Here is a 25,762-nt window from a genome sequence, read left to right as displayed (position 1 = left end):
CGCTCCGCGTCACTGGACGCGGAGCGTCCCTAGAGGCATTCCCACGCAGAGCGTGGGAACGATCATGAGTCTCCAGTTTCAGCGGACGATCTTGTCCACATGAATCCCCAGTTTCTTCAGCCGATACCAGAAGCTGCGCTCGGAAATCCCGATCAGTTGCGCCGCCGCAGCCTGCACACCGTTGCTCTGCTGCAGGGCCGCCAGGATGTAGCTGCGCTCGACTTGCGCCAGCGCCGCTTCCAGGTCCGCCGGCACGCCATTGTTTTCGATCAGCACACCCGCGTCGGCGGGCCGTGAGGCAAACAGATACGCCGGCAAATCATCCTCTTCAATCACCGAGCCGCTGGCGACAATGGTCGCGCGCTCCACGCAGTTCTGCAGTTCGCGAATATTCCCCGGCCACGAATAGTTGGCCATCGCCTGCAACGCCTCGGCGCTGAACCCGCTAAAGCGTTTACCCGCCGCCGCCCCCAGGGTATTGGCGAAGTGCCGGGCCAGCGGGGCGATGTCTTCGACCCGTTCGCGCAGGGCCGGCAGGGGGATCGGGAACACGTTGAGGCGGTAATACAAATCCTCGCGAAACTCCTTGTTCGCCACCGCGTCCAGCAAGTTCTTGTTGGTCGCGGCGATCACCCGCACATCGACCTTGCGCTCGCGCGGATCGCCTACAGGCTCGATCACCCGTTCCTGCAAGGCGCGCAAAATCTTGGCCTGCAAGGCCAGCGGCATTTCACCGATTTCATCGAGAAACAGCGTGCCCTTGTCCGCCTGCTGGAAACGCCCGACCCGATCCGCCACGGCGCCGGTAAATGCGCCTTTGCGATGGCCGAACATTTCGCTTTCCAGCAAGCCCTCGGGGATCGCCGCGCAGTTGACCGCCACGAACGGTTTGTCGGCGCGGTTGCCATGTTTGTGGATGGCCCGGGCGACCATTTCCTTGCCGGTCCCGCTTTCGCCGGTCAGCAGGATGGTGGCGTTGCTTTCGCGCACCGAATCGATCGCTTGCAACACCCGGCGAAAGCTCGGGCTGTCGCCCACCAGGCTGTCGATCTGCTGGTGTTCGTCGAGTTCGGCGCGCATGCGCTGGTTGTCTTTGAGGATGTCGCGAAACTGCAGGGCTTTGCTGACGGTGATGTCCAGTTCGTCGATGTCGAACGGCTTGGCGATGTAGTCGAAGGCGCCGTTGCGCATCGACTGCACGGCGTTTTTCACCGTGCTATAGGCGGTCATCACGATCACCGGCAGCTGCGGAAAGCGGGTTTTGATTTCCGCCAGCAGTTGCGGGCCGTCCATGCCGGGCATGCGCCAGTCGCTGATCACCAGGTCGATGTCCTCGCACTCCAGCACCTTGAGCGCATGCAGGCCATTGCCGGCGGTGAACACGGTGATTTCGTTCTGGCTCAGGGCCGAGGCCAGCAGGTCGCAGAGCTTGGGCTCGTCGTCCACCACCAGTACGTTATGTGTCATCGCTCGCCTCGTCGAAGTCGTCGCCATGGGCCGGAATGTACAGGCTGAAGGTCGCCCCGGCATCTTTTTCACTGGTGCATTCGATGTGCCCGCCATGGTTTTCCATGATCGAAAACACCTTGGCCAGGCCCAGGCCAGTGCCCGAAGCCTTGGTGGTCACGAACGGCGTAAAGATCCGTTCGAGCATGTCCGGTTCAATGCCCTGGCCGGTGTCCGCCACGCGCAGGATGGTGTGGCTGGCGTCACGGCTGATGCTGATCGTCAGGCGTCCGCCGTCGGGCATGGCGTCGATGGCGTTGACGATCAGGTTCAGGCCGGCCTGCTTGAGCTGGCGCGCATCGGCATACAGGGTGGCGCCCGGGGCCTGATCGTCGATCAACACCTCGATGTGGTGGCTGGCCAGTTCCGGGGCGCAGAACCCCACCAGTTCATCCACCAACGGTCGCGCGGCCTGGGTGGTGCGCAGCGGCGCGCTGGGTTTGGCGAAGTCGAGAAAATCGGTGATCAGGTCATTGATGCGGCTGACTTCGCTGACCACGTATTCCAGGTGACGCTTGTCGGTTTCGGGCAAATCGGCGCGGCGGTGCAGCAGTTGCGTGGCGGTCTTGATGATGCCCAGCGGGTTGCGGATTTCATGGGCCAGGCCCATGGCGACTTCGCCCAACGCATGCAAACGGTCGCGGCGGCGCAGTTGCGATTCCAGGTGTTGCAACTCGCCGAGGCGTTCGCTCATGTGGTTGAAGGTGCTGCTCAGCTCCGCCAGTTCATCGCCGCCGGTCACCGGCAAACGTTGGCGATAATCCCCGGCAATCACCGCTTGCACACCGTTGGACAGCCCGCGCAATGGCTTGGTCAAACGCTGGGATACGAGCCAGCCCACCGCCAGGGACGCCGCCGAACTGAGCAGGAAAATCAGGATGAACAGGTTGCTCTGATTAACCAGTCCCACCAGGCTGGTATGGCGCAGCAGGCCGCTGAAAATCACGCCTTGCAGGTCGCCGTTTTCGTTGAGGATCGGCCGGTAGATGCCGCTGTAGCGACTGGTGAACTGTTCGGTCGGCAGCTTGGTGGTGCGCAGGATCCGTTCGATGTTCTCCGGCACGGCCGCCGGGTGATCCTCGAAGCGCTGGCTGGAAAAGATCTCCGAGAAGTCATCGCCCTTGGCCAGGTACAGGCGCAGGTCCAGCGAGTGCACGTCGGAGACGCTGGTCAGGAAGCTGTTGTCGAGGTAGGTGGCAATCACCAGTTTGTAATCGACGCCGTCCTGCTCGGTCTCAAAGGTCGAGACCACCGTGCCGGTCGCCACGCCGCCGATCTGCAAGGTTTGCAACACGGCTTTGGGCGCGGTGCTGATCTGCCGCACGATGTCATCGGCGGCGGTGCTGAACACCACTTTGTGATCGCTGTTGCGCACCAGGGCCACCACATCGATGCCCATGGAATCGGCGATGTCCGTGGTCAGTCGGTCGTGGCGCACCGATAACCGATCAACCGGTGGCCGCGTATAGCGCAAAAACAACTGCGCGGCCCGGGCGTTGTCCCGCAGGATTTCGCTGATCTCGTCTTCGACGATCTTGGTCGATTCCTGCAGCCAGATGCGCACGTTGCTGTCGAAGATCTGCGACAGCGTGGTGGCTGCCAGCTCGGCGGCAATCATGGTCGGGATCACGCTGACCAGCCAGAAGGCCAGCACCAGTTTGCGTTGCAGGCTCCAGCCGGAGAGGGCGAAGGGTCGGGCGTTGACGGGTCGTTTGGTCATCGGGTTTCGCTTGTCGAAAGCCATGGCAGGATCAAGGGTGTTGCCTGGTTCAATACAGTAGCCGACATTGCCCCGCCAGTGGCGACCCGTCTGCAACCGGGGTCGCCATCGGCTCAGGCCAGCTGCCGATACTCCCGGCGCAGCGGTTGCGGCGCGGCCCGCTGTTGAATGAAACGTTGATGGATAAAGTCCACGCTCAGGTCAATCACCCGGTGGTATTGCAGGTCGACGGTGATCATGTGATAGCAGTCGTCCAGCAGCACCTTGACCACCGGCCCGCCAAGCTTGCGCTCGACATAATCGGCGTTCCAGCGGCTGGTGATGTCGTCTTCGAGCGAATGCAGGACCAGCGTCGGCGTGGTGATTTCGGGCATGCGTTTCTTCACCACGGCGTTGAGCCGGTGCAGTTCGCGCACGGTCACGCCTTCCATGGTCAGCAACCCGGCCTGGCTGCTTTCGCCAGCCTTCATCTGGCGCTCGACGATGCTGCGCAGGCGTTCATTCTTGATGCCGTAGGGCGGTTTTTCTTCGAAGCTGCACAGGTGCACGCCGAACGGGATGCGCATCAGCAACGGCGTGAGGAACGCCAGTTTGTTGATGCTCCAGCCGTCGTAACGCAAGGTCGTGGAGTACAGCAGCAAGCCTTCGATCTGCCCTGGGTGTTCGGCGGCCAGGTACATCGACAACACCGCGCCCATGGACAAGCCGCCGACGAACACCCGCTCGTGTTTGCGGCGTACGCCGACGAAGGTGTTGCGCGCGCTTTCGTACCAGTCGCGCCAGCCAGTGGCTTGCAGCTCGGCGTTGCCCCCGCAGTGCCCGGCCAGGGTCGGCACGTAAACCGTGTGCCCGGCTTTCGCCAGGCCCATGGCCACCCGACGCAACTCCGTCGGGGTGCCGGTGAGGCCGTGGATCAACACCACCGCGACCTCGCCCGAGCCGAGAACGAAACCGGCGTTGCCTTCGCCCATGTCGATCTCATCGTGCATCATCTTTTCATCGCCCGGTGCAGCAAACGGTCAAGCAGTGCCAGGCCGAGATCAATTTCCGGGTAGCTGATTTCCAGCGACGGGGCCAACGTGATCACGTTCTTGTAGTAGCCGCCCACGTCGAGGATCAGGCCCAGGCGTTTACCGTCGATGTCGATGTCGCCCTTCATGCCTTCATCGACCATGAAATCCAGGGTCACCTTGTCCGGGGTGAAACCGTCCGGGCCGCAGATTTCGCAGCGCAGGGCCAGGCCCAGGCCATCGACGTCGCCGATGATCGGGTAGCGTTTCTGCAGGTCTTTCAGGCCTTCAAGGAAGTATTTGCCCTTGGCCATGACCATCGCGCCGTAATCGACTTCGCTGGTCATCTTGAACATTTCCAGGCCCACCGCCGTACCCAACGGGTTGGAGGCGAACGTGGAGTGAGTCGAGCCCGGCGGGAAGATTTTCGGGTTGATCAGTTCTTCCTTGGCCCAGATCCCGCCCAACGGGTTGAGGCCGTTGGTCAGGGCTTTGCCAAAGACGATCACGTCGGGTTTGACGTCGAAGTGTTCAATCGACCACAGCTTGCCGGTGCGCCAGAAGCCCATCTGGATTTCATCGACCACCATCAAGATGCCGTGCTGATCCAGCACATGCTTGAGTTCGCTGTAGAAGTTCATCGGCGGGATCACGTAGCCGCCGGTGCCCTGGATCGGCTCGACATAAAACGCTGCGTATTCGCTCTGGCCGACTTTAGGGTCCCAGACGCCGTTGTATTCGGTCTCGAACAGTCGGGCGAATTGCTGCACGCAATGGCTGCCGTATTCTTCCTTGGTCATGCCTTTCGGGCCACGGAAGTGGTACGGGAACGGGATGAAATTGGCGCGCTCGCCGAAGTGGCCGTAGCGGCGGCGATAGCGGTAGCTGGAGGTGATCGACGACGCGCCGAGGGTGCGGCCGTGGTAGCCGCCTTCGAAGGCGAACATCAGGCTTTTGCCGTTGGTGGCGTTGCGCACGACTTTCAGTGAGTCCTCGATGGACTGCGAACCGCCGACGTTGAAGTGCACGCGACCGTCGAGGCCGAATTTCTTCTTCGCATCGACGGCGATCATTTCCGAGAGCTCGATCTTGCCTTTGTGCAGGTACTGGCTGGCGATCTGCGGCAGGGTGTCGATCTGTTGTTTCAGCGCGTTGTTCAGGCGCGGGTTGGCGTAGCCGAAGTTGACCGCCGAGTACCACATTTGCAGGTCGAGGTAGGCCTGGTCTTCGGTGTCCCACACGTACGAACCTTCGCAGCGGCTGAAAATGCGCGGCGGGTCGATGTAGTGCACGGTGTCGCCGTAGGAGCAGTACTTGGCTTCTTTATCCAGAAGGATCTGGTCTTCGGCGGTCGCGATTCGAATATCAGACATGATGGAAGAGTTCCTGTGTTTCGACGTTGAAAGGGGTGGTGTTGGCGGCGCTCGCGGCTGGCAGTTTGGCCAGCAGGGCCGGGAGTTCGGCGAAGCTGTCGAAGCGCGCGTAGGCAATGCCGTTACGCTCGCAGTGTTCGGCGAGGCGATCCTTGGCGAACACGAAATCGGCGGTGGCGGCCACGCACATGTCCGACTGACCGTCACCGATCACCAGCACGCGTTTGCCCTTGGGCGTGGACTTGCATTTGCAGTTGCCGGAGGCGGCACGGCAGGCGTCGCTGGCGTACGGAAAGTCGATGCGCCAGCTGTCGTGGCCGAGTTGGCGCAAGCGGTTGGCGAGGATCGGCAGCAGGCTGACGTAATTGCGCGCGAGGATCCGCGCGATGCCTTGCTCGATGCCGTCGCTGACCACTTCCAGGGACGCGCCGAGGCCGATCACGTGGTCGACGAAGTCGGGGAAGTCCGGGTCGATTTCGATCGTGTCGAAAAAGGCGAGCAGTTCGGTCGGCGTGGCCTTGACCAGCGAGAGCTGGCGGCTGAGGCATTCACGCGAACCAATGTCGCCTTGCAGCCACTCGTCTTCGATCGCTTCCCAACTCGGGTCGGCGAAGCGCTGGAGGATGCTGTCGATCACGTCGGTGCGGGTGATGGTCCCGTCGAAATCACACACGATATGCCAATCGTTCATCTGTTTACCTATTGGGCAGGGCGCGCTGTTTGCGCTTGCCAAAGGGGTAGAGCAGGGACTGTGCCAATCGGGTTTGGCCCCGTATCTACGGGGTTCTGGCGGGATGATGTGTCGGCGAAGCTACAATTTTTGTAGGTCGCTACAAACAACATGAGTGCTTGCGCGGGGCGGGTGAAAAGAGGATTGATGCGCGCATGTCTTGTTAAGGAAGGGCCTCATGTCGAGGATTACAGTTGCTCTGTTTGCGGTGTTGGCTTGCGTGTCAGCCAGTGTATTGGCCGATGGCATCACCGGGGAGGCGGGGGCGGGGTTGAGCTATCAGCCGCATGATCCGACCGGCAGCCGCCATGAAGTCCGGCCGGTGCCGTATGTCGATCTGGACTGGGGCGATGTCAGCCTCAGCACCGACGACGGGCTGACCTGGAGTGCCTTGAAGCTCAACGGTTTCAGCGCCGGACCGTTCGCCAATTACCTGCCGGGGCGCACCGCCAATGGCAGCTTGCAGGGCTTGCACGATGTGCCGGACATGGGCGTTGTCGGTGGGTTCGTGCAGTACGCCCCGGCCGATTTCTGGCGGGTGTTTGCTTCGGTAGGCGAGGCGGTTGGCGGGCCTGACGGTGTGGTTGGACGAGTGGGGGGCGAGATCGGTTATCCGCTGGGCGGCGGGGTGATTGGCAGCAGCAACCTGACTGCGCACTTCGCCGATGGGCGGCAAAATCAGGCGTTTTTTGGGGTGAGTGGCGCTGAGTCTCAGGCTTCGGGCATCGCCCGGTACAACGCCGGGGGCGGGTGGCAGAACGTGGCGTTGACCCAGAACTTCGAGTTTCCCCTGGCGACGCATTGGTCGTTGCTGACCAGTGCCAGCTGGATTCATCTGACGGGTTCAGCGGCGGACAGCAGCATCGTCAAACAGGTGGGGCAAGCCGATCAGGGGGAAGTGCAGGCGGCGGTGGCCTATAAGTTCGATTGACCCTGACACCCTGACATTTTTGCGGCTTCCGAAATCTACTGTGGCGAGGGAGCTTGCTCCCGCTTGAGTGCGCAGCACTCACAGAATTAGCCGTCGTTGCCAGAATTTTGGGGCCGCTTCGCAGCCCAGCGGGAGCAAGCTCCCTCGCCACAATGGGCGGTGTTGGCTTCAGGTTTGTTCGCCCTCGGCCAGCAACGCAATCCCGCCGATGATCACCACCACGCCCACCCAGTGCAGCACGCTGATCTGCTCACCTAATCCCAGCCATGACCCCAGCAACACCCCGACAAACACCAATGAACTCAGGGGAAACGCCAGGGACAAGCTGCTGCGCCGCAAAATCAGCATCCATACGAAAAACGCGCCGATGCCGCAGCCCACCGCAAACAACACGCCCGGGTCCACGATCACGGCTTGCAGCCAGTGCAGGGTAAAGGTCATCTGCCCGAGCTGATCACCGCCGACCTTGGTCGCAATCTGCCCGGCGCTTTCCAGAATAATCAGCAGCGCCCAGAGCACGATTGTGCCGAGGCGCCCGTGCAGCCAATCCATCGATTTCGAATCACGCATGGCCGGCACACACGAGCATCACGCCCAACGTAATCACCAGGGTGGCGAGCCAGCGCCGACGGCTGACGGTTTCGCCGAGCACGACTTTGCCCGCCAGCACTACGCCGCAATAGGCCAGGGCCCCGGCCGGGAACAACAGGCTCAGGGGCGCCCGGGACAAGGCCTCCAGCCAGACGAAAAACTCAAGCGTGTAGGCGCCGATCCCGCACCACAGCAACGGCGCGTTGAACACCTGGCCCCAGAAAGCGTTCAGCCGAAACCCGCCTTCGAGTTCGGGCAAGCGGTCGAGGCCGAGCTTGAAACAGAGCTGACCGATAACGTCCAGCACGATGGAAAAGGCGACCAGCAGGACCACGGTGAGGGTCAGGTCGGGATCTAGGAAGTTCACGGTCAGGATTCACCCTTTGGCAGACGCCCCCGGACACCGACGTCATCGAACATGAAGGCCGGCCGGGAGGGCTGTGGGGGTAAATGCAAGGGGCGGGCCAGCACCTGATGACCATTTCCACGCTCTGCGTGGGAATGCAGCCCGTGACGCTCCGCGTCCCTAGAGGCATTCCCACGCAGAGCGTGGGAACGATCAACGTGGACCTGTAGGAGCGAGGCTTGCCCGCGAAGACGGACTGTCAGCCGACATCAATGTTGCCTGACACACCGTTTTCGCGGGCAAGCCTCGCTCCTACAGGGGTGTCAGGCGTGCAGGCGAACCCACACTGACACGAGCACTGTCGCGGCAATCAACCAGCCTACCGCCGCCACCGCCAGCGAAGCCTCCAACCGCATCCGATCGACCATCACGTACAACGTCGCCAAATAGACGAAATACGGAATGATCGACCACATGCCAAACACGATGGTGGTTTTCAGATCCTCAACCGAACGGCCCTTGCCGACGATGTAGTGCGCAATCAACGCAAAGGTCGGAAACAGCGGCACCAACCCGGCGATGTAGTAGTTTCTGGTCTTGGCCAGGGCCGCGAGGATTAGCACCACGCCCGCGCCCAGCGCCGCTTTGAGAATCAGGTCCATCAGTGGCTCAGCCCGTACTTTTTAACCTTGTCGAACAGCGTGGTCTTGGCCATTCCCAGTTCCAGGCTGGCCTGGGTCAGGTTGCCGCCGCTGCGCTGCAAGGCGTCGTTGAGCAGGTTGCGCTCGAAAGCTTCCACCGCTTCGGCGAAGGCCAGGCCCTGATTGCTGCCGCTGGCGCCGGACTTCTTGAACGCGGGCAATCCGAGGGCGTAACGCTCGGCGACATTGCGCAGCTCGCGCACATTGCCTGGCCAGTCGTGGCTCATCAGGTTGGACAGGGTCTGGTTGTCCAGCTCCGGCACCGCGCGGTCGAAGCGCAGGGACGACTGCTGCAGGAAGTGTTCGAACAGTTGCAGGATGTCTTCGCGGCGCTCGCGCAGCGGCGGCAGTTCCAGGGTCACCACGTTGAGGCGGTAATACAGGTCGCTACGGAATTCGCCCTTTTTGCTCGACTCATCCAGGTCGGATTTGGTCGCCGCAATCACCCGGCAATCCACCGCCACGCTCTGGTTCGAACCGAGGCGTTCGAGGGTGCGTTCCTGCAACACCCGCAGCAGTTTGATCTGCAATGGCAGCGGCATGCTTTCCACTTCATCGAGGAACAGCGTGCCGCCGTCGGCGTGTTCGATCTTGCCGATCCGCCGCTTGCCGGCGCCGGTGAAGGCGTTGGCTTCGTGGCCGAAGATTTCGCTTTCGAACAGGTTCTCCGGCAGACCGCCGCAGTTCAGCGCGACGAATTGTTTGGTGTGGCGGCGACTGAAGTCATGCAGGCAACGGGCAACCAGTTCCTTGCCGGTGCCGGTTTCGCCTTCGATCAGCACGTTGGCCGAGGTGTCGGCGACGTTGGCGATCAGCTCACGCAGATTCTGCATGGCTGGCGAGCGGCCGATGATCCGGCCTTCGAGGGAATCCCGTTCCGCCAGTTGCCGACGCAGCGACGAGACTTCGCGAGCGAGGCTGCGTTGCTCAAGCGCGCGGCGGGCCACGTCCACCAGGCGTTCCGGGGAGAAGGGTTTCTCCATGAAATCGTAGGCGCCTTTTTGCATCGCGCCGACCGCCATGGAGATGTCGCCGTGACCGGTGATCAACACCACCGGCAGGCTGCGGTCCCGGGCCTTGAGCCGGGTCAGCAATTCCAGGCCATCGATGCCCGGCAAGCGGATGTCGCTGATGACGATCCCGGCAAAGTTGTCGCCGACCCGCTCCAGGGCTTCTTCGGCGCTGCCCACGCCCACGCAGGGAATGTCTTCCAGGGTCAGCGCCTGCTGGCAGCCGAGCAGCACATGGGGGTCGTCTTCGACGATCAGCACACTAAGGTCGTTGTTCATATTGGCTCGGCGGGAGTGGGGCTTACCAACGGTAAACTGAGGACGAAAGTGGTACCACCGCTGGCCGGGTGCTCGACGCCCAAATGGCCGCCGGTGGCCGCGGCCAGGCTGGCGGAGAGGGTCAGGCCGAGGCCCAGGCCCTGTTCGCCGGGTTTGGTGGTGAAGAAGGGTTCGAACAAGTGCTTGCGCGCTTCGGCGTCGATGCCGTGGCCGTTGTCGCGCACCCGCAGGCGATATTTGCCGTCGTACTCTTCGCCTTCCAGCCACAGCGCTGGGAGCGGTTGCGACTGCATGGCGTCAAGGGCATTGCCGATCAGGTTGACCAGGATCTGCTCCAGACGGGTCTGGTCGATTTGCACCTGCACGTCGTTGAAGTCGCGGTGCAGGTCCAGATGCGCGCTTTCCATGCGGCTGCCGAGCAGTTGCAGGGCCGCGTCCACCGCTTTGCCGAGGCTGGCCTGGCCTTTGTCGTCACCACGCCGGGCGAAGGAACGCAGGCTGGCGGTGATCCGGCCCATGCGGTCGATCAGTTCGTTGATGGTCTTGAGATTGGTGCTGGCGACGTCCAGCTGACCGCGCTCGAGGAAGCGCACGGTGTTGCCGGACAAGGTCCGCAGTGCCGCCAGCGGCTGGTTCAATTCGTGGGCAATGCTGGTGGACATCTGGCCGATGGCCGCCAGTTTGCCGGCCTGGACCAGTTCATCCTGGGCCCGGCGCAACGTCTCTTCGGCCTGACGCCGTTCGCGGATCTGGCCCTTGAGCCGTTCGTTACTGGCACGCAAATCGGTGGTGCGTTCGGTAATCCGACGCTCCAGCTGATTGTTGGCTTCCTGCAAGGCTTCCCGGGCTGCGAGACGCGTAGCGATGACCTTGCGTCGCTCGTTCCAGGCGATCAGCAGGAACGCCACCAGGGCAAACGCCACCGCCACCAGAATCCCCTGGTTGATCGCCTCACGGCGCAAATCCGCCAGGGGCGTGAGCAGGGTGAAATTCCACGGGGTGTCGCTCAACGGTCGGGTCTGGGCGAGGTAGGTGATGTCCTGTTCGTCGGAGGCCAGTTCGCTGTTGGCGGGGAAGGTCAGTTTCTCCACGCCTTCAGCCAGGGTTTCCCGGGCCAAGGGTTGCAGTTCGTTCAGCGGGAACCAGTAGTACTGCAAGCTGCGGGCGAGTTTTTCCTTGGTCTCGTCGCTCAGCGGCACCACGGATTTGAGGCGTCGCGCCGGGTCGCTGGAGAGAATGATGATGCCGTTCTCATCGCTGACGAAGGCTTCCAGACGCGCCCGCTGCCAGCGTTCCTCCATGGCTTCGAGCCGGACCTTGACCACGGCGACGCCGATGATCTTGCCGTGTTCTTCCAGGCCGTGGGCCAGGTAATAACCGGGTTCGCCGTTGGTGCTGCCGATGCCATAGAAGCGCCCCGGCTGACCGCGCACGGCGTTCTGGAAATAGGCGCGAAAGGACAGGTCTTCACCGAGGTAACTGTCGACATCGCGCCAGTTGCTGGTGGCCAGCACACGGCCGGTGGTGTCCATGACGTAGATGGCCCGACTACGGCTGCGCCGGTTCAGGCCTTCAAGGTATTCATTGACCGTTTGCCGGGTTTCCGACGACGGCTCATCCAGCAGTTTTGAAACGCTGGATTCGAGTTCCAGCAGGCTGGGCAGGTAGGTGTACTTGCTGATCTCGCTCTCGACGGCGCGGGCATGCAGCTCAAGTTGACGCTGGCCATTCTCGCTGAGGCTGCGAATCCCGTAGTGTTCACTGACCCAGAAGCCGATGTAACCCAATCCGATCATCAGGGCGATGATCAGCGGCGGCAGGAACAGATGGCGAATCAGACGGGGTTTCACGGCGAGTGATGGCGGCGCGGCGCGATAGAGAGTGGGGTCGCATTTCATCACAGATGCCTTGGGTCAACCAGCGTGGCAACAGGCTTGCTCTGGTTTCCAGTCGAACGCGGACCTGTGGCGAGGGAGCTTGCTCCCGCTCGGCTGCGAAGCAGTCGTTACACCGGCCAATGCGGTGTGTCAGACAGCAGGCATTGGCAGGTTTGGGGCCGCTGCGCGACCCAGCGGGAGCAAGCTCCCTCGCCACAGAGTTCGGTGTAGTGCTTTTAGTGCTGCAGAATCTTGTTGAGGAAGTGCTGCGTACGCTCGGCGCGGTGGCTGATGTCGCCGAAGAATTCCTCTTTCTTGCAGTCTTCGATGATCTTGCCCTGGTCCATGAAGATCACGCGGTCGGCCACTTTACGGGCGAAGCCCATTTCGTGGGTTACGCACATCATGGTCATGCCTTCATGGGCCAGTTGCACCATCACGTCGAGCACTTCGTTGACCATTTCCGGGTCCAGCGCCGAGGTCGGTTCGTCGAACAGCATGACGATCGGGTCCATCGCCAGCGCACGGGCAATCGCCACACGCTGTTGCTGGCCACCGGAGAGTTGGCCGGGATGCTTGTGGGCGTGAGCCGACAAGCCGACGCGCTCCAGCAATTGCAGGCCTTTCTTGGTGGCCTCTTCCTTGCTGCGGCCCAGCACCTTGATCTGCGCGATGGTCAGGTTTTCGGTGATGGACAGGTGCGGGAACAGTTCGAAATGCTGAAACACCATGCCAACGCGCGAACGCAGTTTCGGCAAGTCGGTCTTCGGGTCGGCGATGGACGTGCCATCGACCACCACGTCGCCTTTCTGGAACGGTTCCAGGGCGTTGACGCATTTGATCAGGGTCGACTTGCCCGAACCGGACGGCCCGCAGACCACGATCACTTCGCCTTTTTTGACCTCGGTGCTGCAATCAGTCAGTACCTGGAAGTCGCCATACCACTTGTTGATGTTCTTGATAGAGATCATACGGCAAACCTTTTTTGCAGACGCTTGACCAGCAGCGAGGCGGCAAAGCTGATTGTGAAGTACGTAAGCCCTGCGAAGATCAGGAACTCGTTGGAGCGACCGATGATGTCGCCACTGGCACGGGAGGCATTGAGGAAGTCCACCAGGCCGACCGCGTATACCAGCGAGGTGTCCTGGAACAGGATGATGCTCTGTTGCAGCAACAGCGGGGTCATCTTGCGGAACGCTTGCGGCAGGATGATCAATCGCATCATCTGGCCGTACGTCATGCCTAGGGCCTGGGCGGCGCCCATCTGGCCCTTGGAAATCGACTGTACGCCCGCCCGGACGATTTCGCAGAAGTACGCCGCTTCAAACATCATGAACGCCACGATGCAGGACGCGAAGGCGCCGATCGGCGTGTCTTCGCCGGTGATCCAGCGCAGCATGAACGGCACCGCCAGGTAGAACCAGGTGATGACCAGCAGCAACGGGATCGAACGGAAGTAGTTAACGTAGGCGCCGGCGAGGTTCGACAGCAGTTTGTTGTGAGACAGGCGCATCAGCGCCAGGATCGTGCCGAGGATGATCCCGCCGCTGACGCCCAGCGCCATCAGTTGCAGGGTCATGACCATGCCGTTCCACAAACCCGGCAGGGACGGGACGATGCCCGAGAAATCGAATTCCATCATTTACCCCCTAGGGAGATCAGGCCCGGTACGGCGACTTTCTTCTCGACCAGGCGCATGAGCAGCATCAGGCTCATGTTCAGGGTGAAGTAGATCAGCGTGGCGAGGGTGAACGCTTCGAACAGGTTGGCGGAGAACTCGGCGGTCTGCTTGGTCTGCGCGAGCAGCTCCATCAGGCCGATCAGCGAGGCCACCGACGAGTTCTTGAACACGTTCAGGAATTCCGAGGTGAGCGGTGGAATGATGATCCGGTACGCCTGGGGCAGCAGCACGTTCCAGTAGATCTGCGGCAGCTTGAAACCCATGGCGCGAGCCGCGGATTCCTGGCCCTTCGGCAAGGCCTGGATGCCGGTGCGCACTTGTTCGCAAACCCGGGCGGCGGTGAACAGGCCCAGGCACACGACAACGCTCAGGTAGGCCGAGGTGGTCGGGTTCAGGTCCTGCTTGTACCAGTCCTGCAGGTTCTGCGGCAGCAGGTCGGGCACCAGGAAGTACCAGATGAACAGCTGAACCAGCAGCGGCACGTTACGGAAGAGTTCGACGTAGCAGGTCGCGATGCCCGATACGATGCGGTTCGGCACAGTGCGCATGACACCCAGGATCGAGCCCAGCGACAGCGCGATAATCCAGGCCACGACGGCGATGGCGATGGTCCAGCCCAGCCCGGAGATGTACCAGTCGAGATACGTCTCGCTGCCCACGCCGGTGGACTTGAAGAACACGCCCCAGTCCCAGTTGTAATTCATTAGGGTCTCCCCTCGGATCGATCAATGTACAAGTGCCCGCCTGGGGAAGCTCCGTTCCCGCCCGACTTTGAAAGTCAGGCACACGCGATCGGCTCGACAGCCACCGGTTCGAGTGTTTCCAAAATATGCCAGCAGGGAGTGACAACCTCCTGAAAGGGCAGCGGCCCTCTCAGGAGATAAGGTTAGTCAGAAATCAGGACTTCTTGTCGTCAGCCGCTTTATCGGTCGGATTGGCGATCAGGGCCTTGAGCTCGTCGCTCATCGGGAAGTTCAGGTTCAGGCCTTTAGGCGGGATTGGTTGCATGAACCATTTGTCGTAGATCTTGTTGATCTCGCCCGACTTGTAGGTGGCGACGATGGCGTCGTCGACAGCCTTCTTGAACGGCTCGTCGCCCTTGCGGACCATGCAGCCGTAGATTTCGTAGGACTGTGGCGTGCCGGTAACGGCCCAGTCATCGGCCTTCTTGGCCTTGGCGGCTTCACCGGCCAGCAGGGCGTCGTCCATCATGAAGGCAACAGCGCGGCCCGATTCCAGCATCTGGAAGGACTCGCCGTGGTCTTTGGCGGAGATAACGTTCATGCCCATCTGCTTGTCGGCGTTCATCGACTTGAGGATGCGCTCGGACGTGGTGCCGGCGGTGGTCACGACGTTCTTGCCTTTCAGGTCGTCGAAGTCCTTGTAGGCAGAGCCTTTCTTGGACAGCAGGCGAGTACCGATTTCGAAGATGCCGACGGAGAAGTCAACTTGCTGCTGACGCTCGACGTTGTTGGTGGTGGAGCCGCACTCGACGTCCACGGTGCCGTTCTGCACCAGCGGGATACGGGTTTGCGAGGTGACCAGGTTGTATTTGACCTGGAGGTTTGGCAAATCGAGGTCTTTCTTGATGGCTTCGACGATTTTCAGCTGGATGTCATGGGAGTAGCCCATCGGCTTGCCGGAAGCATCAGCGATGTAGGAAAACGGAATGGAAGCATCGCGATGCCCGAGGGTGATCACGCCGGACTCTTTGATCTTCTTCAGTGTGCCGGTGAGCTCGGCAGCGAAAACTGGAGTGCTAATCAGAGCGGCAGCAATGGCTGCGCCCAGGATATGGGGAACGATGCGCATCAAATTTTCCTCGACATTGTTTTTTTTATGGAGCCAGTGCGTCGGCCCTTTTGTGCTTCGAATGCGTGGTGGCACCTGAAGGGTGGGCACGACAATACATTCGTCCAAGAGTGTAGAGCATGACTCGTGCCAGGCCAGGTGATATGAATCAAGTGATTGATTTAAAAGGTTATTAAGTTTTTGTGGCGTTGAATTTACGCTTTGGCTATCCGGTAAACCGAATCGACCGGCGAGTCGTGTTCGGAAAACCGAATGCGCGAAACCCCTGTAGGCGCGAGGCTTGCCCGCGAAGAGGGGGTGTCAGCCAACATTCATGTAGCTGACACACCGCTTTCGCGGGCAAGCCTCGCTCCTGCAGACAGGTACGAAAAAGCCCCTGAATCTCACGATTCAGGGGCTTTCGTTTAACCGGATGCCCGATCAGGCGGCTTCGATCTTGCTGCGGCTCTGCTCGACCTTGCTCAGGTAATCCGCCAGCTTCTGTTGTTCATCCGGGGTGGTGAACAAGCCGAGCTTGCTGCGACGCCACAGGATGTCGTGGGCGGTGGTGGCCCACTCAACGCTGCACAGGTAGTCGACTTCGCGGGTGTAGAGACCGCCGCCGATGTGTTCGCCCAGGTCGCTGAGGCTCTGTACGCCTTCGAGCATGCGCCAGGTGCGGCTGCCGTAGGTGGTGGCCCAGCGGCGGGCGATCTCGGTCGGCACCCAGTCGAACTGATCGCGGATCTTCGCGCACAGGGCTTGCGGGGTGGTCATGTCTTCGCCGCCGGGCAGGGTCGCGGTCGCGGTCCAGCTTGGTTTGATCTGCGTGAAGTACGGGGCCAGTTGCGCCAGCGCCGACTCGGCCAGTTTGCGGTAGGTGGTCAGCTTGCCGCCGAACACCGACAGCAACGGGGCTTCTTCGCCACTGCCGGACAACGCCAGGGTGTAGTCGCGGGTCACGGCCGACGGGTTGTCGGATTCGTCGTTGCACAGCGGACGCACACCGGAATAGCTGTGCAGGATGTCGTCGCGGCTGACTTGCTTCTTGAAGTGGGCATTGACCACTTTGAGCAGGTAATCGGTTTCGCCTTCGGTGATCGCCACTTTGGCCGGATCGCCGGTGTACTCGCGGTCGGTGGTGCCGATCAGGGTGAAGTGGTTCAGGTACGGAATGGTGAAGACGATGCGCTGATCTTCGTTTTGCAGAATGTGCGCGTGTTCGCCTTCGTAGAGTTTCGGCACGATCAGGTGGCTGCCCTGGATCAGGCGGATGCCGTACGGCGAATCCATCTTCAGGTCGTCACGGATGAACTTGGCCACCCACGGGCCGGCGGCATTCACCAGCGCCTTGGCGCGGATCGAGAACAGACTGCCATCGGCGCGCTCCAGGTGCAGGTGCCACAGGCCTTTGGCGCGACGGGCGCTGACGCAACGGGTCTGGGTGTGCACGTGAGCGCCTTTCTCGCGGGCGGCCATGGCGTTCAGTACCACGAGGCGGGCATCGTCGACCCAGCAATCGGAATATTCGAAGCCTTTGGTGATTTCGCTTTTCAGCGGGCTGTCCGGGCCGAACTTCAGGCTTTTCGAACCTTCCAGTTTTTCCCGCTTGCCCAGGTGGTCATAAAGGAACAAACCGGCGCGGATCATCCACGCGGGGCGCAGGTGCGGGCGGTGCGGCAACACGAAGCGCATCTGCTTGACGATGTGCGGGGCCTTGGCCAGCAGCACTTCGCGTTCGGCCAGGGCTTCGCGCACCAGGCGGAATTCGTAATGTTCGAGGTAGCGCAGGCCGCCGTGGATCAGCTTGCTGCTGGCCGACGAGGTGTGGCTGGCCAAGTCGTCCTTTTCACAAAGGAACACCGAGAGGCCGCGACCGGCGGCATCCGCTGCGATCCCCACGCCATTGATCCCACCACCGATGACGGCGATATCGTAGACCTCGGCGAGAGGGGGCGTAGGCAAGGTAGAAGTGGGCATCGGCTGGCCTCGGGCTTTTATGATTTTCGATATTTGAATTCGAACATTAATGTTCATTTGCGAAAATGGTAGCCCATAAAGCCGCGCACAGCCAGTCAACTTCGATTGAAAATACTGATCGAAGGGCCGGGAAAGGAAAATTTACGAACATTCGCGCGCAGATCATTCCCACGCTCTGCGTGGGAATGCATCAATAGACGCTCTGCGTCGGCACTTGAGGTGGGACGTGGAGCGTCCCGGGCGGCATTCCCACGCGGAGCGTGGGAACGATCTGTACAAGGGGGGAGTTGCTGCGACTTTTGCAGGAGCAAGGCTTGCACGCGATGGCGCACCCAAGGCCGCCCTCGCGGGCAAGCCATGCTCCTACAGGTTGTTTAATCGCTTTCGGCGGTTAAACAACCTCGAGCCGAATCTTGTGCTGACTCAACAACTGCGCCAACGCCGGCACCGGCTGCTGATCGGTCACCAGGCAATCGATCAGGCTGATCGGCCCCAGGCGAATCATGGCATTGCGCCCGAATTTGCTGGAGTCCGCCGCCAGGATCACTTGCCGGGCGTTGGCGATGATCGCCTGGGACACCCGCACTTCCTGATAATCGAAGTCCAGCAGGCTGCCGTCTTCATCGATGCCGCTGATGCCCACCAAGGCGAAATCCACCTTGAACTGGTTGATGAAATCGACACTCGCCTGACCGACCACGCCACCGTCGCGCCGCACGTTTCCGCCCGTCAGCAGGACATCGAAATCGTCCTTGGCGCTGAGCATCGAGGCCACGTGCAGGTTGTTGGTGATGATCTTCAGGTGATTGTGATTGAGTAACGCCCGGGCAATCGATTCGGTGGTGGTACCGATATTGATGAAGAGCGAGGCGTGATCGGGGATCTGGGCCGCAATGGCTTCGCCGATACGCTGCTTTTCATCGCGCATCTGGTCGGCACGCATGGCGTAGGCAGTGTTTTCGACACTGGAATCGTAGGCCGCGCCGCCATGGTAGCGACGCAACAAATTGGCTTCCGCGAGCTGATTGATATCGCGGCGGATGGTTTGCGGTGTAACGACGAACAGCGTAGCCATTTCCTCGATGCTGACATAGCCGCGTTCGCGGACCAGTTCGAGGATTTGCTGCTGACGGGGAGGCAGATTCATGGGGCTTCCTTTGGGCTGCCGCAAAATTTGCCCATGATGCCGCAGGAATCCGCTCCCGACCAGTTACAACCCTATAAGAGTCCCGCGCTTGGCTTATTCAGCGCCTTCATGCGGTTCCCAATCGCGGGTGCGGCTGACCGCTTTGAGCCAGCCAGCGTAGAGTTTTTCCTTCGCCGATTCTTCCAGGGCCGGTTCGAATTCGCGTTCGATCACGGCCTTGCCGCGCAACTCATCCAGGCTGCCCCAGAAGCCGCACGCCAGGCCGGCCAGGTAAGCGGCGCCCAGTGCGGTGGTCTCGCGCATTTGCGGGCGCTCCACCTGCGTGCCAAGGATGTCGGCCTGGAATTGCATCAGGAAGTTGTTCGCTACCGCACCGCCGTCCACACGCAGGGACTTGAGGCGTTCGCCGGAGTCCTGTTGCATGGCGTCGAGTACGTCGCGGGTCTGATAGGCAATCGACTCAAGCGCGGCACGGATGATGTGATCCACGCGCACGCCGCGAGTCAGGCCGAACAGCGCGCCACGGGCATACGGGTCCCAGTATGGAGCGCCCAGGCCAGTGAACGCCGGCACCAGGTACACGCCGTTGCTGTCCTTGACCTTGCCGGCGAAGTATTCGGTGTCGGTGGCATCGGCGATGATCTTCAGTTCATCACGCAGCCATTGCACGGTGGAACCGCCATTGAACACCGCGCCTTCCAGCGCATAAGCCACTTCGCCTTTCGGGCCGCATGCGATGGTGGTCAGCATGCCGTGTTTGGACTTCACGGCTTTGTCGCCGGTGTTCATCAGCAGGAAGCAGCCAGTGCCGTAGGTGTTTTTCGCTTGGCCTGGCTCGACGCACATCTGGCCGAACAGGGCGGCCTGCTGGTCGCCGGCGATACCGCCGATGGCGATGCCGCTTTTGGTGTGGCCGTAGATTTCCGACGACGATTTAACTTCCGGCAGCATTTCGCGTGGGATGTCGAGGATCTCCAGCATCTTCGCGTCCCACTCCAGCGAGTGGATGTTGAAGAGCATGGTGCGCGAGGCGTTGGTGTAGTCGGTGACGTGGACTTTGCCGCCGGTAAATTTCCAGATCAGCCAGCTGTCGATGGTGCCGAACAGCAGCTCGCCGTTGCGCGCACGTTCACGGCTGCCTTCGACGTTGTCGAGGATCCACTTGAGCTTGGTGCCGGAGAAGTACGGGTCTGTCACAAGGCCGGTGGTGTCGCTGATGTATTGCTCGTGGCCATCGCGTTTGAGCTGCTGGCAGATCTCGGTGCTGCGGCGGCACTGCCAGACGATCGCGTTGTAGATCGGGCGGCCGGTGGTCTTGTCCCAGACCACGGTGGTTTCGCGCTGGTTGGTGATGCCGATGGCGGCGACCTGGTCGTGATGCAGGCCGGCTTGTGCCAGGGCCTCGACCATCACGGCGCTTTGGGTCGCGAAGATTTCCATCGGGTCATGTTCGACCCAGCCGGCTTGCGGGTAATGCTGCACGAATTCGCGCTGGGCGGTGCAGACCACGTTCGCGTCACGGTCGAAAATGATCGCGCGGGAGCTGGTCGTACCCTGATCAAGGGCAATGATGTAGTTCTTATTCTGAATATCGGTCATGTCGATTGCCTTGGACGAAAAAAGAAAGTGAGGTCAGGCGTGGGATCAAAGGGCAGGATCACGCGCCAACGGTATCAAGAAGTTCTTGGTTTGCCGTCAATGGCCGGTGTTGCGTCCTTTGTAGCAGGTTCGGTGCTCGGCAGATGACGGGCAATCAGCCCGCGATAAGCAGCAGCGCCGAGGCAGGCACCGACAATCGGTGCAAAGATCGGAATCAGGAAATACGGGATATCGCGCCCGCCGGTGAAGGAAATTTCACCCCAGCCAGTAAAGAAAGTCATCAGCTTAGGACCGAAATCACGTGCAGGGTTCATTGCGAAACCGGTCAGCGGCCCCATTGAACTGCCAATCACCGCAATCAGCAGGCCGATCAGCAGTGGCGCCAGCGGACCCTTGGGCAGGCCGTTGTTGTCGTCGGTCAGGGACATGATCACGCCCATCAGGATCGCGGTGATGACCACTTCAACCAGGAACGCCTGGGCGGTGGACAGCGCCGGGTGCGGGAAGGTGGAGAACACCGACGCCAGTTCAAGGCTGGCCTGGGTGCCACGAACCATATGGTGAGTTTGTTCGTAATCGAAGAAGAGGTTGCTGTAAAGCGTGTAAACCAACAAGGCGCCGCAGAACGCGCCGGCTACCTGGGCGATGATGTAGAAAGGCAGTTTGCGCTTTTCGAAGTCAGTGAAAATGCTCAGCGCGATACTCACGGCAGGATTGAGGTGAGCCCCGGAAACCCCGGCGGTCAGGTAGATCGCCATGCTGACGCCAACGCCCCAGATAATGCTGATTTCCCAAAGGCCGAAGCTGGCACCCGCGACCTTGAGCGCAGCAACACACCCCGTCCCGAAAAAGATCAACAGCGCAGTGCCCAGGAATTCAGCCATGCATTGGCTCGAGAGTGGCGGTTGTTTCAAAGCAGTTGTCATCGAAACCTCTTTTTGTTGTTGTCTGGCGCCTGGTCATCATGGACAAAGCGCGATTTTCACCGAGTCAGGATCCCCATCCTGATCTTGGTTTACTGCCGGGTACTGCTTCGCGATCATTCCTGCAGTATTCGCATTCGAAAAAATATAGACAAGAAACGCTGCTGTCAAAGGTCGAAAGTGAACCATCAGTCATATTTAAACTATTCGCTTCGTGAATGATCGTGTTGATGGCCTTTCGACCCGGTCCGAAACCCGTCAGGCAGGGCTGCGCCAAGCCTTTGAAATAGTGCCGCAATAGAGCCTTTTGCTGATCAATGTCCTAGAATCTGGCCCAGTGTTTTTCTTCTGCCGCCCAGCCTGGAGCTGCCATGACGCCTGCATTGGATTTGTTGAAAAAAGTTCGCGCCGAACATCGTGTGCACAGTTACGAACATGATCCGAAGGCGGCGTCCTATGGTCTGGAGGCGGCGGAAAAACTGGGGTTGGACCCGGCGCAAGTGTTCAAGACCTTGCTGGCGGCCAGTGAGAAAGGCGAATTGCTGGTGGCGGTGGTGCCGGTCGTCGGAAGTCTGGATTTAAAGCACCTGGCGCAGGCGGCCGGGGTGAAAAAAGTCGAAATGGCTGATCCGGCAGCGGCACAGCGAGCGACCGGTTACCTGTTGGGCGGCATCAGCCCGCTGGGGCAGAAGAAGCGTCTGCGCACCTTTATCGATCAATCGGCGCAGCCCTTTGCCAGCATTTTTGTCAGTGCCGGGCGGCGTGGTCTGGAAGTGGAGTTAGCGCCTGCGGTACTGGCCGAACATACTCAGGCGAAGTTCGCCGATATCGGTCGCGCCTGAATCAGGGAGAAGGTTATGCAGCTTGAGTTTCATCAGGTCGATGCGTTCAGTGATCGGCCGTTCAGTGGCAACCCGGCGATGGTGTATCGGCTCGATGCCTGGCTCGCCGATGAGTTGATGCAGAAGATCGCCGCCGAACACAACCTGGCCGAAACCGCCTTTGTGGTGCGCGATGGCTTGGCGTGGCATATCCGCTGGTTCACCCCGACCACTGAAGTGCCGCTGTGCGGGCATGCGACCCTGGCCAGCGCGTTCGTCCTGTTTGAAGTCTATAAAGAACCGGCCGAACGCCTGGATTTCATCTGCAAGTCCGGCCTGTTGAGCGTCAGCCGTGAGGGCGGGCGACTGTGGCTGGATTTTCCGGCAATCATCCCGTCGGAAGTCGGCGTAACCCTGGATGTCGAGCGCGCCCTGGGTGTGGAAGCCGTGGATGTGTTGGGCTCGAATGAGTTGTTGGTGGTGCTGGAATCCGAGCAGGCGGTGCTCGATTGCAAGCCCGACATGGCGGCGCTGGCGAAACTGCCGTGGCCGGGAGCCATCGTCACGGCCAAGGGCGGCAAACATGATTTTGTTTCGCGGTACTTCGCGCCGGCGATTGGCATCAATGAAGACCCGGTGACCGGCTCAACCCATTGCAGCCTGATTCCGTACTGGTCGAAGCGCTTGGGCAAGTCGAGTCTGACGGCCTATCAGTGCTCGGCCCGGGGCGGGGAGTTGTTCTGCCGGCTGGAGGGGGAGCGGGTGAAGATTGGCGGGAATGCGATGCTTGTGGCGAGCGGAACGCTGATGCTGGGTTGACCCTTGTAGGAGCGAGGCTTGCCCGCGAAGGCGTCGGGCCGGCCAATGATGGTGTCGATTGATACGACGCCTTCGCGGGCAAGCCTCGCTCCTACAGGAACAGGTCTCGGTGTTAGCTGGCGGTGCTGTAGCGGCGGACACCGGATTCGATCGCTGGAATCTGCGCCGCCGTGCTGCCGGATGCCTGGAAGAGCACCAGATGTTCGGCCGCCACGCGGATCCCGACCTCTGCACCCACTTGATGATCCGCATGGCTCGGGAAGATCGATTCCAGCTGAGCACCCGTCGGCATCTGCAAGCGATACAAGGTCGAAGCGCCGAGGAACGTCTTGCCCACGATACGAGCCTTCAGCCCGCTGTCCGGCGCATAAACGATATCGTCCGGGCGCAATAACACATCGACGGCGCCGCCCACCGGCCAGGTGTAGGCCCGATTGCCGCGCAACTCACCGAGCTCGGTCTGCACCGACTCCGGGCTGCTCAACTGACCGCGAATGAAGTAACCCTGGCCAATGAAACTGGCCACGAACGGTGTCAGGGGTTCGTGATACAGGTTGTAGGGCGTATCCCACTGCTCCAGCCGACCTTCCTTGAATACCCCGACATGATCGCTCACGGCGAAGGCTTCCTCCTGGTCGTGGGTCACCAGAATCGCGCTGGTGCCACGGGCCTTGAGAATGTCGCGCACTTCATGGCTGAGCTTGCGTCGCAGTTCGCCATCGAGGTTGGAGAACGGTTCGTCGAGCAGCAACAGTTGCGGTTCCGGCGCCAGGGCGCGGGCCAGTGCGACCCGTTGCTGCTGGCCGCCGGACAACTCATGGGGAAAGCGCTTGCCGAGGTTTCTCAGGTTGACCAGTTCCAGCAGCTCTTCGGTAATCCGATCCTTTTGTGGATGCTTGCGGATCCCGAAGGCGATGTTCTCGGCCACGCTCAGATGCGGAAACAGGGCGTAATCCTGAAACACCATGCCGATCCGGCGCTTCTCCGGCGCGAGGGTGAATCCGGCGCTGGAAATGGTTTCGCCGCCGAGCTGGATTTCACCTTCGTGCACCGGTTCGAACCCGGCGATGGCCCGCAGGGTGGTGGTCTTGCCGCAGCCCGAAGAGCCCAGCAGGCAACCGATGTCGCCGGCATTCAAATGCAGGTTGAGGTTTTGCACGACCCGCTGGTCCTGATAACCGCAGGCGAGGTTGCGCAGATTGAGCAGTAATGGCTGGCTCATGCGTGGTGGTACGCCGGGGTAACCAGAAACTCCAGCAGGGCTTTCTGCGCGTGCAGACGGTTTTCCGCCTGGTCCCACGCCACGGAGCGCGGGTCGTCCAGCAGGTCGAGACTGATTTCTTCGCCACGGTGGGCCGGCAGGCAGTGCATGAACAGCACGTCCGGCGCAGCCTGGTCGAGCAGGGCGCGATTAACCTGAAACGGCGCGAACAGCTTCAGGCGCTTGGCGGTTTCTTCTTCCTGGCCCATGGAGGTCCAGACGTCGGTGCTCACCAGGTGCGCGCCTCGCACGGCATCCTGAGGATCGCGGACGATGGTCACACGATCGCCGGCCTTGGCCACGAACTCAGGGTTTGGCTCGTAACCTTCCGGGCAGGCAATGCGCAACTGGAAGTCGAACTGGATCGCCGCTTCTATATAGCTGTTGCACATGTTGTTGCCGTCGCCGATCCAGGCCACGGTCTTGCCCTGGATCGAACCACGGTGTTCCAGGAAGGTTTGCATGTCGGCCAGCAACTGGCACGGGTGCAGGTCATCGGACAGCCCGTTGATCACCGGTACGCGGGAGTTGGCGGCAAATTCGGTGAGGGTGCTGTGGGCAAAGGTACGGATCATAACCGCATCGAGCATGCTCGACATGACAATGGCGCAGTCGCCGATCGGCTCGCCACGACCCAGTTGGGTATCGCGGGGCGAGAGGAAGATCGCCTGGCCGCCGAGCTGGATCATGCCGGCTTCGAACGAGATGCGGGTGCGGGTCGAGGACTTTTCGAAAATCATCCCCAGGACGCGGTTTTTCAGAGGCTCGAACAGTACGCCGCGGTTACGCAGGTCCTTGAGCTCAACGCCTCGACGGATCACGCTGACCAGCTCTTCGGGCGTGCAATCCATCAGGGAGAGAAAGTGCCTTGCGCTCATCATTGACTACCTTTTTGCAACAGACCGCAGATACTCAAAGCCTTGTTTAACTGAAAAACGGGCGAGACCTGCGGCGTAAGCCGCACGGGGCGACGAAATAGGGGAAGGCGCGATCTTATAATTAAATGTCGCGTCTTACCAATAGGGCTACGGTTTTTAGGGAAATTCAGAGGGGCTACGGGATGACCGCAGTAGCGCTTTTGAAGCCTGTTTCCGGATAGCAGTCCGTCATTTGTACACCGGGCCCGCCGGGCATTGCAATCAAGCGGGGCGGGGACGGCACAACGATAGTCGGTTTCTGACCTGTGATTCTCGTTGCGTGGTGGCAATGTGTCTCGTCTGAAACATTTGCTAAAGCAAAGTGCTGGGTTATAACTAAGTCTCGAGCGACGCAGGAAGCCTCCGGAATGGAATCGAAAGAACAGCAACTAATGGAATTACTCGGCCTCACGGCCCGCTCCCTGACCCATCTCACTGCGTCCATGACCTCAATGTCCTTCGAGTTGATGCGCAGTGAAGACGAAGTGACCAAGGCCGCCGGTCGTCGCATGATCGATCGCATGGCCACCATCAGCAGTGGGCTCGACGAACACTGGCGCCTGATTGGCGAACTTACCGGCGTGCATGTCGCCCACGAGCAGATCGAAACCATCCAGGAAATCCAGTTGCAGACGCCGCCCCGGTTGCCGCCGAACTGATCTGCGACGGCCATCGGCTGGCCTGATGGCCGCCGATTCACAAGACGAACGTTGCTGGCGCAGCTAGGGTTCGCGCGCCATAGTTTTGTT

Annotated in this window: 24 protein-coding genes; 4 read left to right on the top strand and 20 right to left on the bottom strand. The window is 60.8% G+C overall.

Annotated features, from left to right (window positions below):
• Positions 1–78: 78 nt before the first annotated feature.
• The 5 genes from ACY4LX_RS27200 to ACY4LX_RS27180 all read right to left on the bottom strand — a co-directional run bounded on the left by ACY4LX_RS27200 (position 79) and on the right by ACY4LX_RS27180 (position 6,300).
• Positions 79–1,467 carry a sigma-54-dependent transcriptional regulator gene (locus tag ACY4LX_RS27200; protein WP_463258356.1) on the bottom strand — a complete coding sequence of 463 codons (1,389 nt, stop codon included), beginning with the start codon at positions 1,465–1,467 and terminating at the stop codon, positions 79–81.
• Entirely contained in the window at positions 1,457–3,226 is a 1,770-nt protein-coding gene (locus ACY4LX_RS27195; RefSeq protein WP_463258355.1) for a sensor histidine kinase, read from the bottom strand. Before ACY4LX_RS27195 ends, ACY4LX_RS27200 begins: the two co-directional genes overlap by 11 nt.
• Before the next feature lie 113 nt (positions 3,227–3,339).
• Positions 3,340–4,218: an alpha/beta hydrolase gene (locus ACY4LX_RS27190; protein ID WP_149658007.1), complete on the bottom strand. Its 879-nt coding sequence runs from the start codon at positions 4,216–4,218 to the stop codon at positions 3,340–3,342.
• On the bottom strand, positions 4,215–5,609 hold the full coding sequence (locus tag ACY4LX_RS27185) for an aspartate aminotransferase family protein (RefSeq protein ID WP_463258354.1): 1,395 nt from the start codon (positions 5,607–5,609) through the stop codon (positions 4,215–4,217). The genes ACY4LX_RS27190 and ACY4LX_RS27185 overlap by 4 nt, the downstream gene beginning before the upstream one ends.
• The gene (locus ACY4LX_RS27180; RefSeq protein ID WP_149658005.1) at positions 5,602–6,300 is read right to left on the bottom strand and encodes an HAD-IB family phosphatase; all 699 of its coding nucleotides are present in this window, start codon (positions 6,298–6,300) and stop codon (positions 5,602–5,604) included. Before ACY4LX_RS27180 ends, ACY4LX_RS27185 begins: the two co-directional genes overlap by 8 nt.
• A 217-nt stretch (positions 6,301–6,517) precedes the next feature.
• On the opposite strand from ACY4LX_RS27180, the gene ACY4LX_RS27175 reads away from it, so the two are divergent.
• Positions 6,518–7,270 carry a MipA/OmpV family protein gene (locus ACY4LX_RS27175; protein ID WP_463258353.1) on the top strand — a complete coding sequence of 251 codons (753 nt, stop codon included), beginning with the start codon at positions 6,518–6,520 and terminating at the stop codon, positions 7,268–7,270.
• A 168-nt stretch (positions 7,271–7,438) separates the two neighbouring features.
• Here ACY4LX_RS27175 and ACY4LX_RS27170 read toward each other — a convergent pair whose 3' ends face one another.
• The 13 genes from ACY4LX_RS27170 to ACY4LX_RS27110 all read right to left on the bottom strand — a co-directional run bounded on the left by ACY4LX_RS27170 (position 7,439) and on the right by ACY4LX_RS27110 (position 21,198).
• A complete protein-coding gene (locus ACY4LX_RS27170; protein ID WP_149658003.1) occupies positions 7,439–7,840 on the bottom strand; it encodes an EamA family transporter in 402 nt (133 codons plus the stop codon).
• The gene (locus tag ACY4LX_RS27165) at positions 7,833–8,207 is read right to left on the bottom strand and encodes a DMT family transporter (protein ID WP_149658164.1); all 375 of its coding nucleotides are present in this window, start codon (positions 8,205–8,207) and stop codon (positions 7,833–7,835) included. The genes ACY4LX_RS27170 and ACY4LX_RS27165 overlap by 8 nt, the downstream gene beginning before the upstream one ends.
• Positions 8,208–8,530: 323 nt before the next feature.
• The gene (locus ACY4LX_RS27160; RefSeq protein ID WP_178129047.1) at positions 8,531–8,860 is read right to left on the bottom strand and encodes a GlpM family protein; all 330 of its coding nucleotides are present in this window, start codon (positions 8,858–8,860) and stop codon (positions 8,531–8,533) included.
• Between the two features lie 8 nt (positions 8,861–8,868).
• Positions 8,869–10,197 carry a two-component response regulator AauR gene (gene aauR / locus ACY4LX_RS27155; protein WP_149658001.1) on the bottom strand — a complete coding sequence of 443 codons (1,329 nt, stop codon included), beginning with the start codon at positions 10,195–10,197 and terminating at the stop codon, positions 8,869–8,871.
• Positions 10,194–12,095, bottom strand: coding sequence for a two-component sensor histidine kinase AauS (gene aauS, locus ACY4LX_RS27150; protein ID WP_149658000.1), 1,902 nt, complete (start codon positions 12,093–12,095; stop codon positions 10,194–10,196). Before aauS ends, aauR begins: the two co-directional genes overlap by 4 nt.
• A gap of 215 nt (positions 12,096–12,310) precedes the next feature.
• Positions 12,311–13,045 carry an amino acid ABC transporter ATP-binding protein gene (locus tag ACY4LX_RS27145; RefSeq protein WP_054045228.1) on the bottom strand — a complete coding sequence of 245 codons (735 nt, stop codon included), beginning with the start codon at positions 13,043–13,045 and terminating at the stop codon, positions 12,311–12,313.
• The gene (locus ACY4LX_RS27140; RefSeq protein WP_463258352.1) at positions 13,042–13,713 is read right to left on the bottom strand and encodes an amino acid ABC transporter permease; all 672 of its coding nucleotides are present in this window, start codon (positions 13,711–13,713) and stop codon (positions 13,042–13,044) included. Before ACY4LX_RS27140 ends, ACY4LX_RS27145 begins: the two co-directional genes overlap by 4 nt.
• Positions 13,713–14,459, bottom strand: coding sequence for an amino acid ABC transporter permease (locus ACY4LX_RS27135; RefSeq protein WP_149657997.1), 747 nt, complete (start codon positions 14,457–14,459; stop codon positions 13,713–13,715). The genes ACY4LX_RS27140 and ACY4LX_RS27135 overlap by 1 nt, the downstream gene beginning before the upstream one ends.
• 193 nt (positions 14,460–14,652) lie before the next feature.
• Positions 14,653–15,567, bottom strand: a complete 915-nt coding sequence (locus tag ACY4LX_RS27130; protein WP_149657996.1) for a glutamate/aspartate ABC transporter substrate-binding protein — start codon at positions 15,565–15,567, stop codon at positions 14,653–14,655.
• Positions 15,568–15,987: 420 nt separating this feature from the next.
• Positions 15,988–17,526, bottom strand: coding sequence for a glycerol-3-phosphate dehydrogenase (gene glpD, locus ACY4LX_RS27125; RefSeq protein ID WP_463258351.1), 1,539 nt, complete (start codon positions 17,524–17,526; stop codon positions 15,988–15,990).
• Positions 17,527–17,917: 391 nt separating this feature from the next.
• Complete coding sequence (locus tag ACY4LX_RS27120; protein WP_007916700.1) at positions 17,918–18,673, bottom strand: DeoR/GlpR family transcriptional regulator; 756 nt, start codon at positions 18,671–18,673, stop codon at positions 17,918–17,920.
• 93 nt (positions 18,674–18,766) lie between these two features.
• A complete protein-coding gene (gene glpK, locus ACY4LX_RS27115; RefSeq protein ID WP_149657994.1) occupies positions 18,767–20,272 on the bottom strand; it encodes a glycerol kinase GlpK in 1,506 nt (501 codons plus the stop codon).
• A 74-nt stretch (positions 20,273–20,346) separates the two neighbouring features.
• The gene (locus ACY4LX_RS27110; protein WP_169373308.1) at positions 20,347–21,198 is read right to left on the bottom strand and encodes an MIP/aquaporin family protein; all 852 of its coding nucleotides are present in this window, start codon (positions 21,196–21,198) and stop codon (positions 20,347–20,349) included.
• Positions 21,199–21,566: 368 nt separating this feature from the next.
• Here ACY4LX_RS27110 and ybaK point away from each other — a divergent pair, with 368 nt between their 5' ends.
• Positions 21,567–22,037: a Cys-tRNA(Pro) deacylase gene (ybaK, locus tag ACY4LX_RS27105; RefSeq protein ID WP_149657992.1), complete on the top strand. Its 471-nt coding sequence runs from the start codon at positions 21,567–21,569 to the stop codon at positions 22,035–22,037.
• Between the two features lie 15 nt (positions 22,038–22,052).
• Complete coding sequence (locus tag ACY4LX_RS27100; RefSeq protein ID WP_463258350.1) at positions 22,053–22,835, top strand: PhzF family phenazine biosynthesis protein; 783 nt, start codon at positions 22,053–22,055, stop codon at positions 22,833–22,835.
• 112 nt (positions 22,836–22,947) lie between these two features.
• Here ACY4LX_RS27100 and ACY4LX_RS27095 read toward each other — a convergent pair whose 3' ends face one another.
• On the bottom strand, positions 22,948–24,057 hold the full coding sequence (locus tag ACY4LX_RS27095) for an ABC transporter ATP-binding protein (RefSeq protein WP_463258349.1): 1,110 nt from the start codon (positions 24,055–24,057) through the stop codon (positions 22,948–22,950).
• Positions 24,054–24,974 (bottom strand): ornithine carbamoyltransferase, encoded by a 921-nt coding sequence (gene argF / locus ACY4LX_RS27090; protein WP_429512212.1) that lies wholly within the window; start codon positions 24,972–24,974, stop codon positions 24,054–24,056. The genes ACY4LX_RS27095 and argF overlap by 4 nt, the downstream gene beginning before the upstream one ends.
• Positions 24,975–25,381: 407 nt before the next feature.
• On the opposite strand from argF, the gene ACY4LX_RS27085 reads away from it, so the two are divergent.
• A complete protein-coding gene (locus tag ACY4LX_RS27085) occupies positions 25,382–25,672 on the top strand; it encodes a hypothetical protein (protein ID WP_149657988.1) in 291 nt (96 codons plus the stop codon).
• Positions 25,673–25,762: the final 90 nt, after the last annotated feature.

The sequence above is a fragment of the Pseudomonas sp. Emmai genome, assembly GCF_055179735.1.
This window is presented reverse-complemented; position numbering and strand designations above follow the sequence as displayed.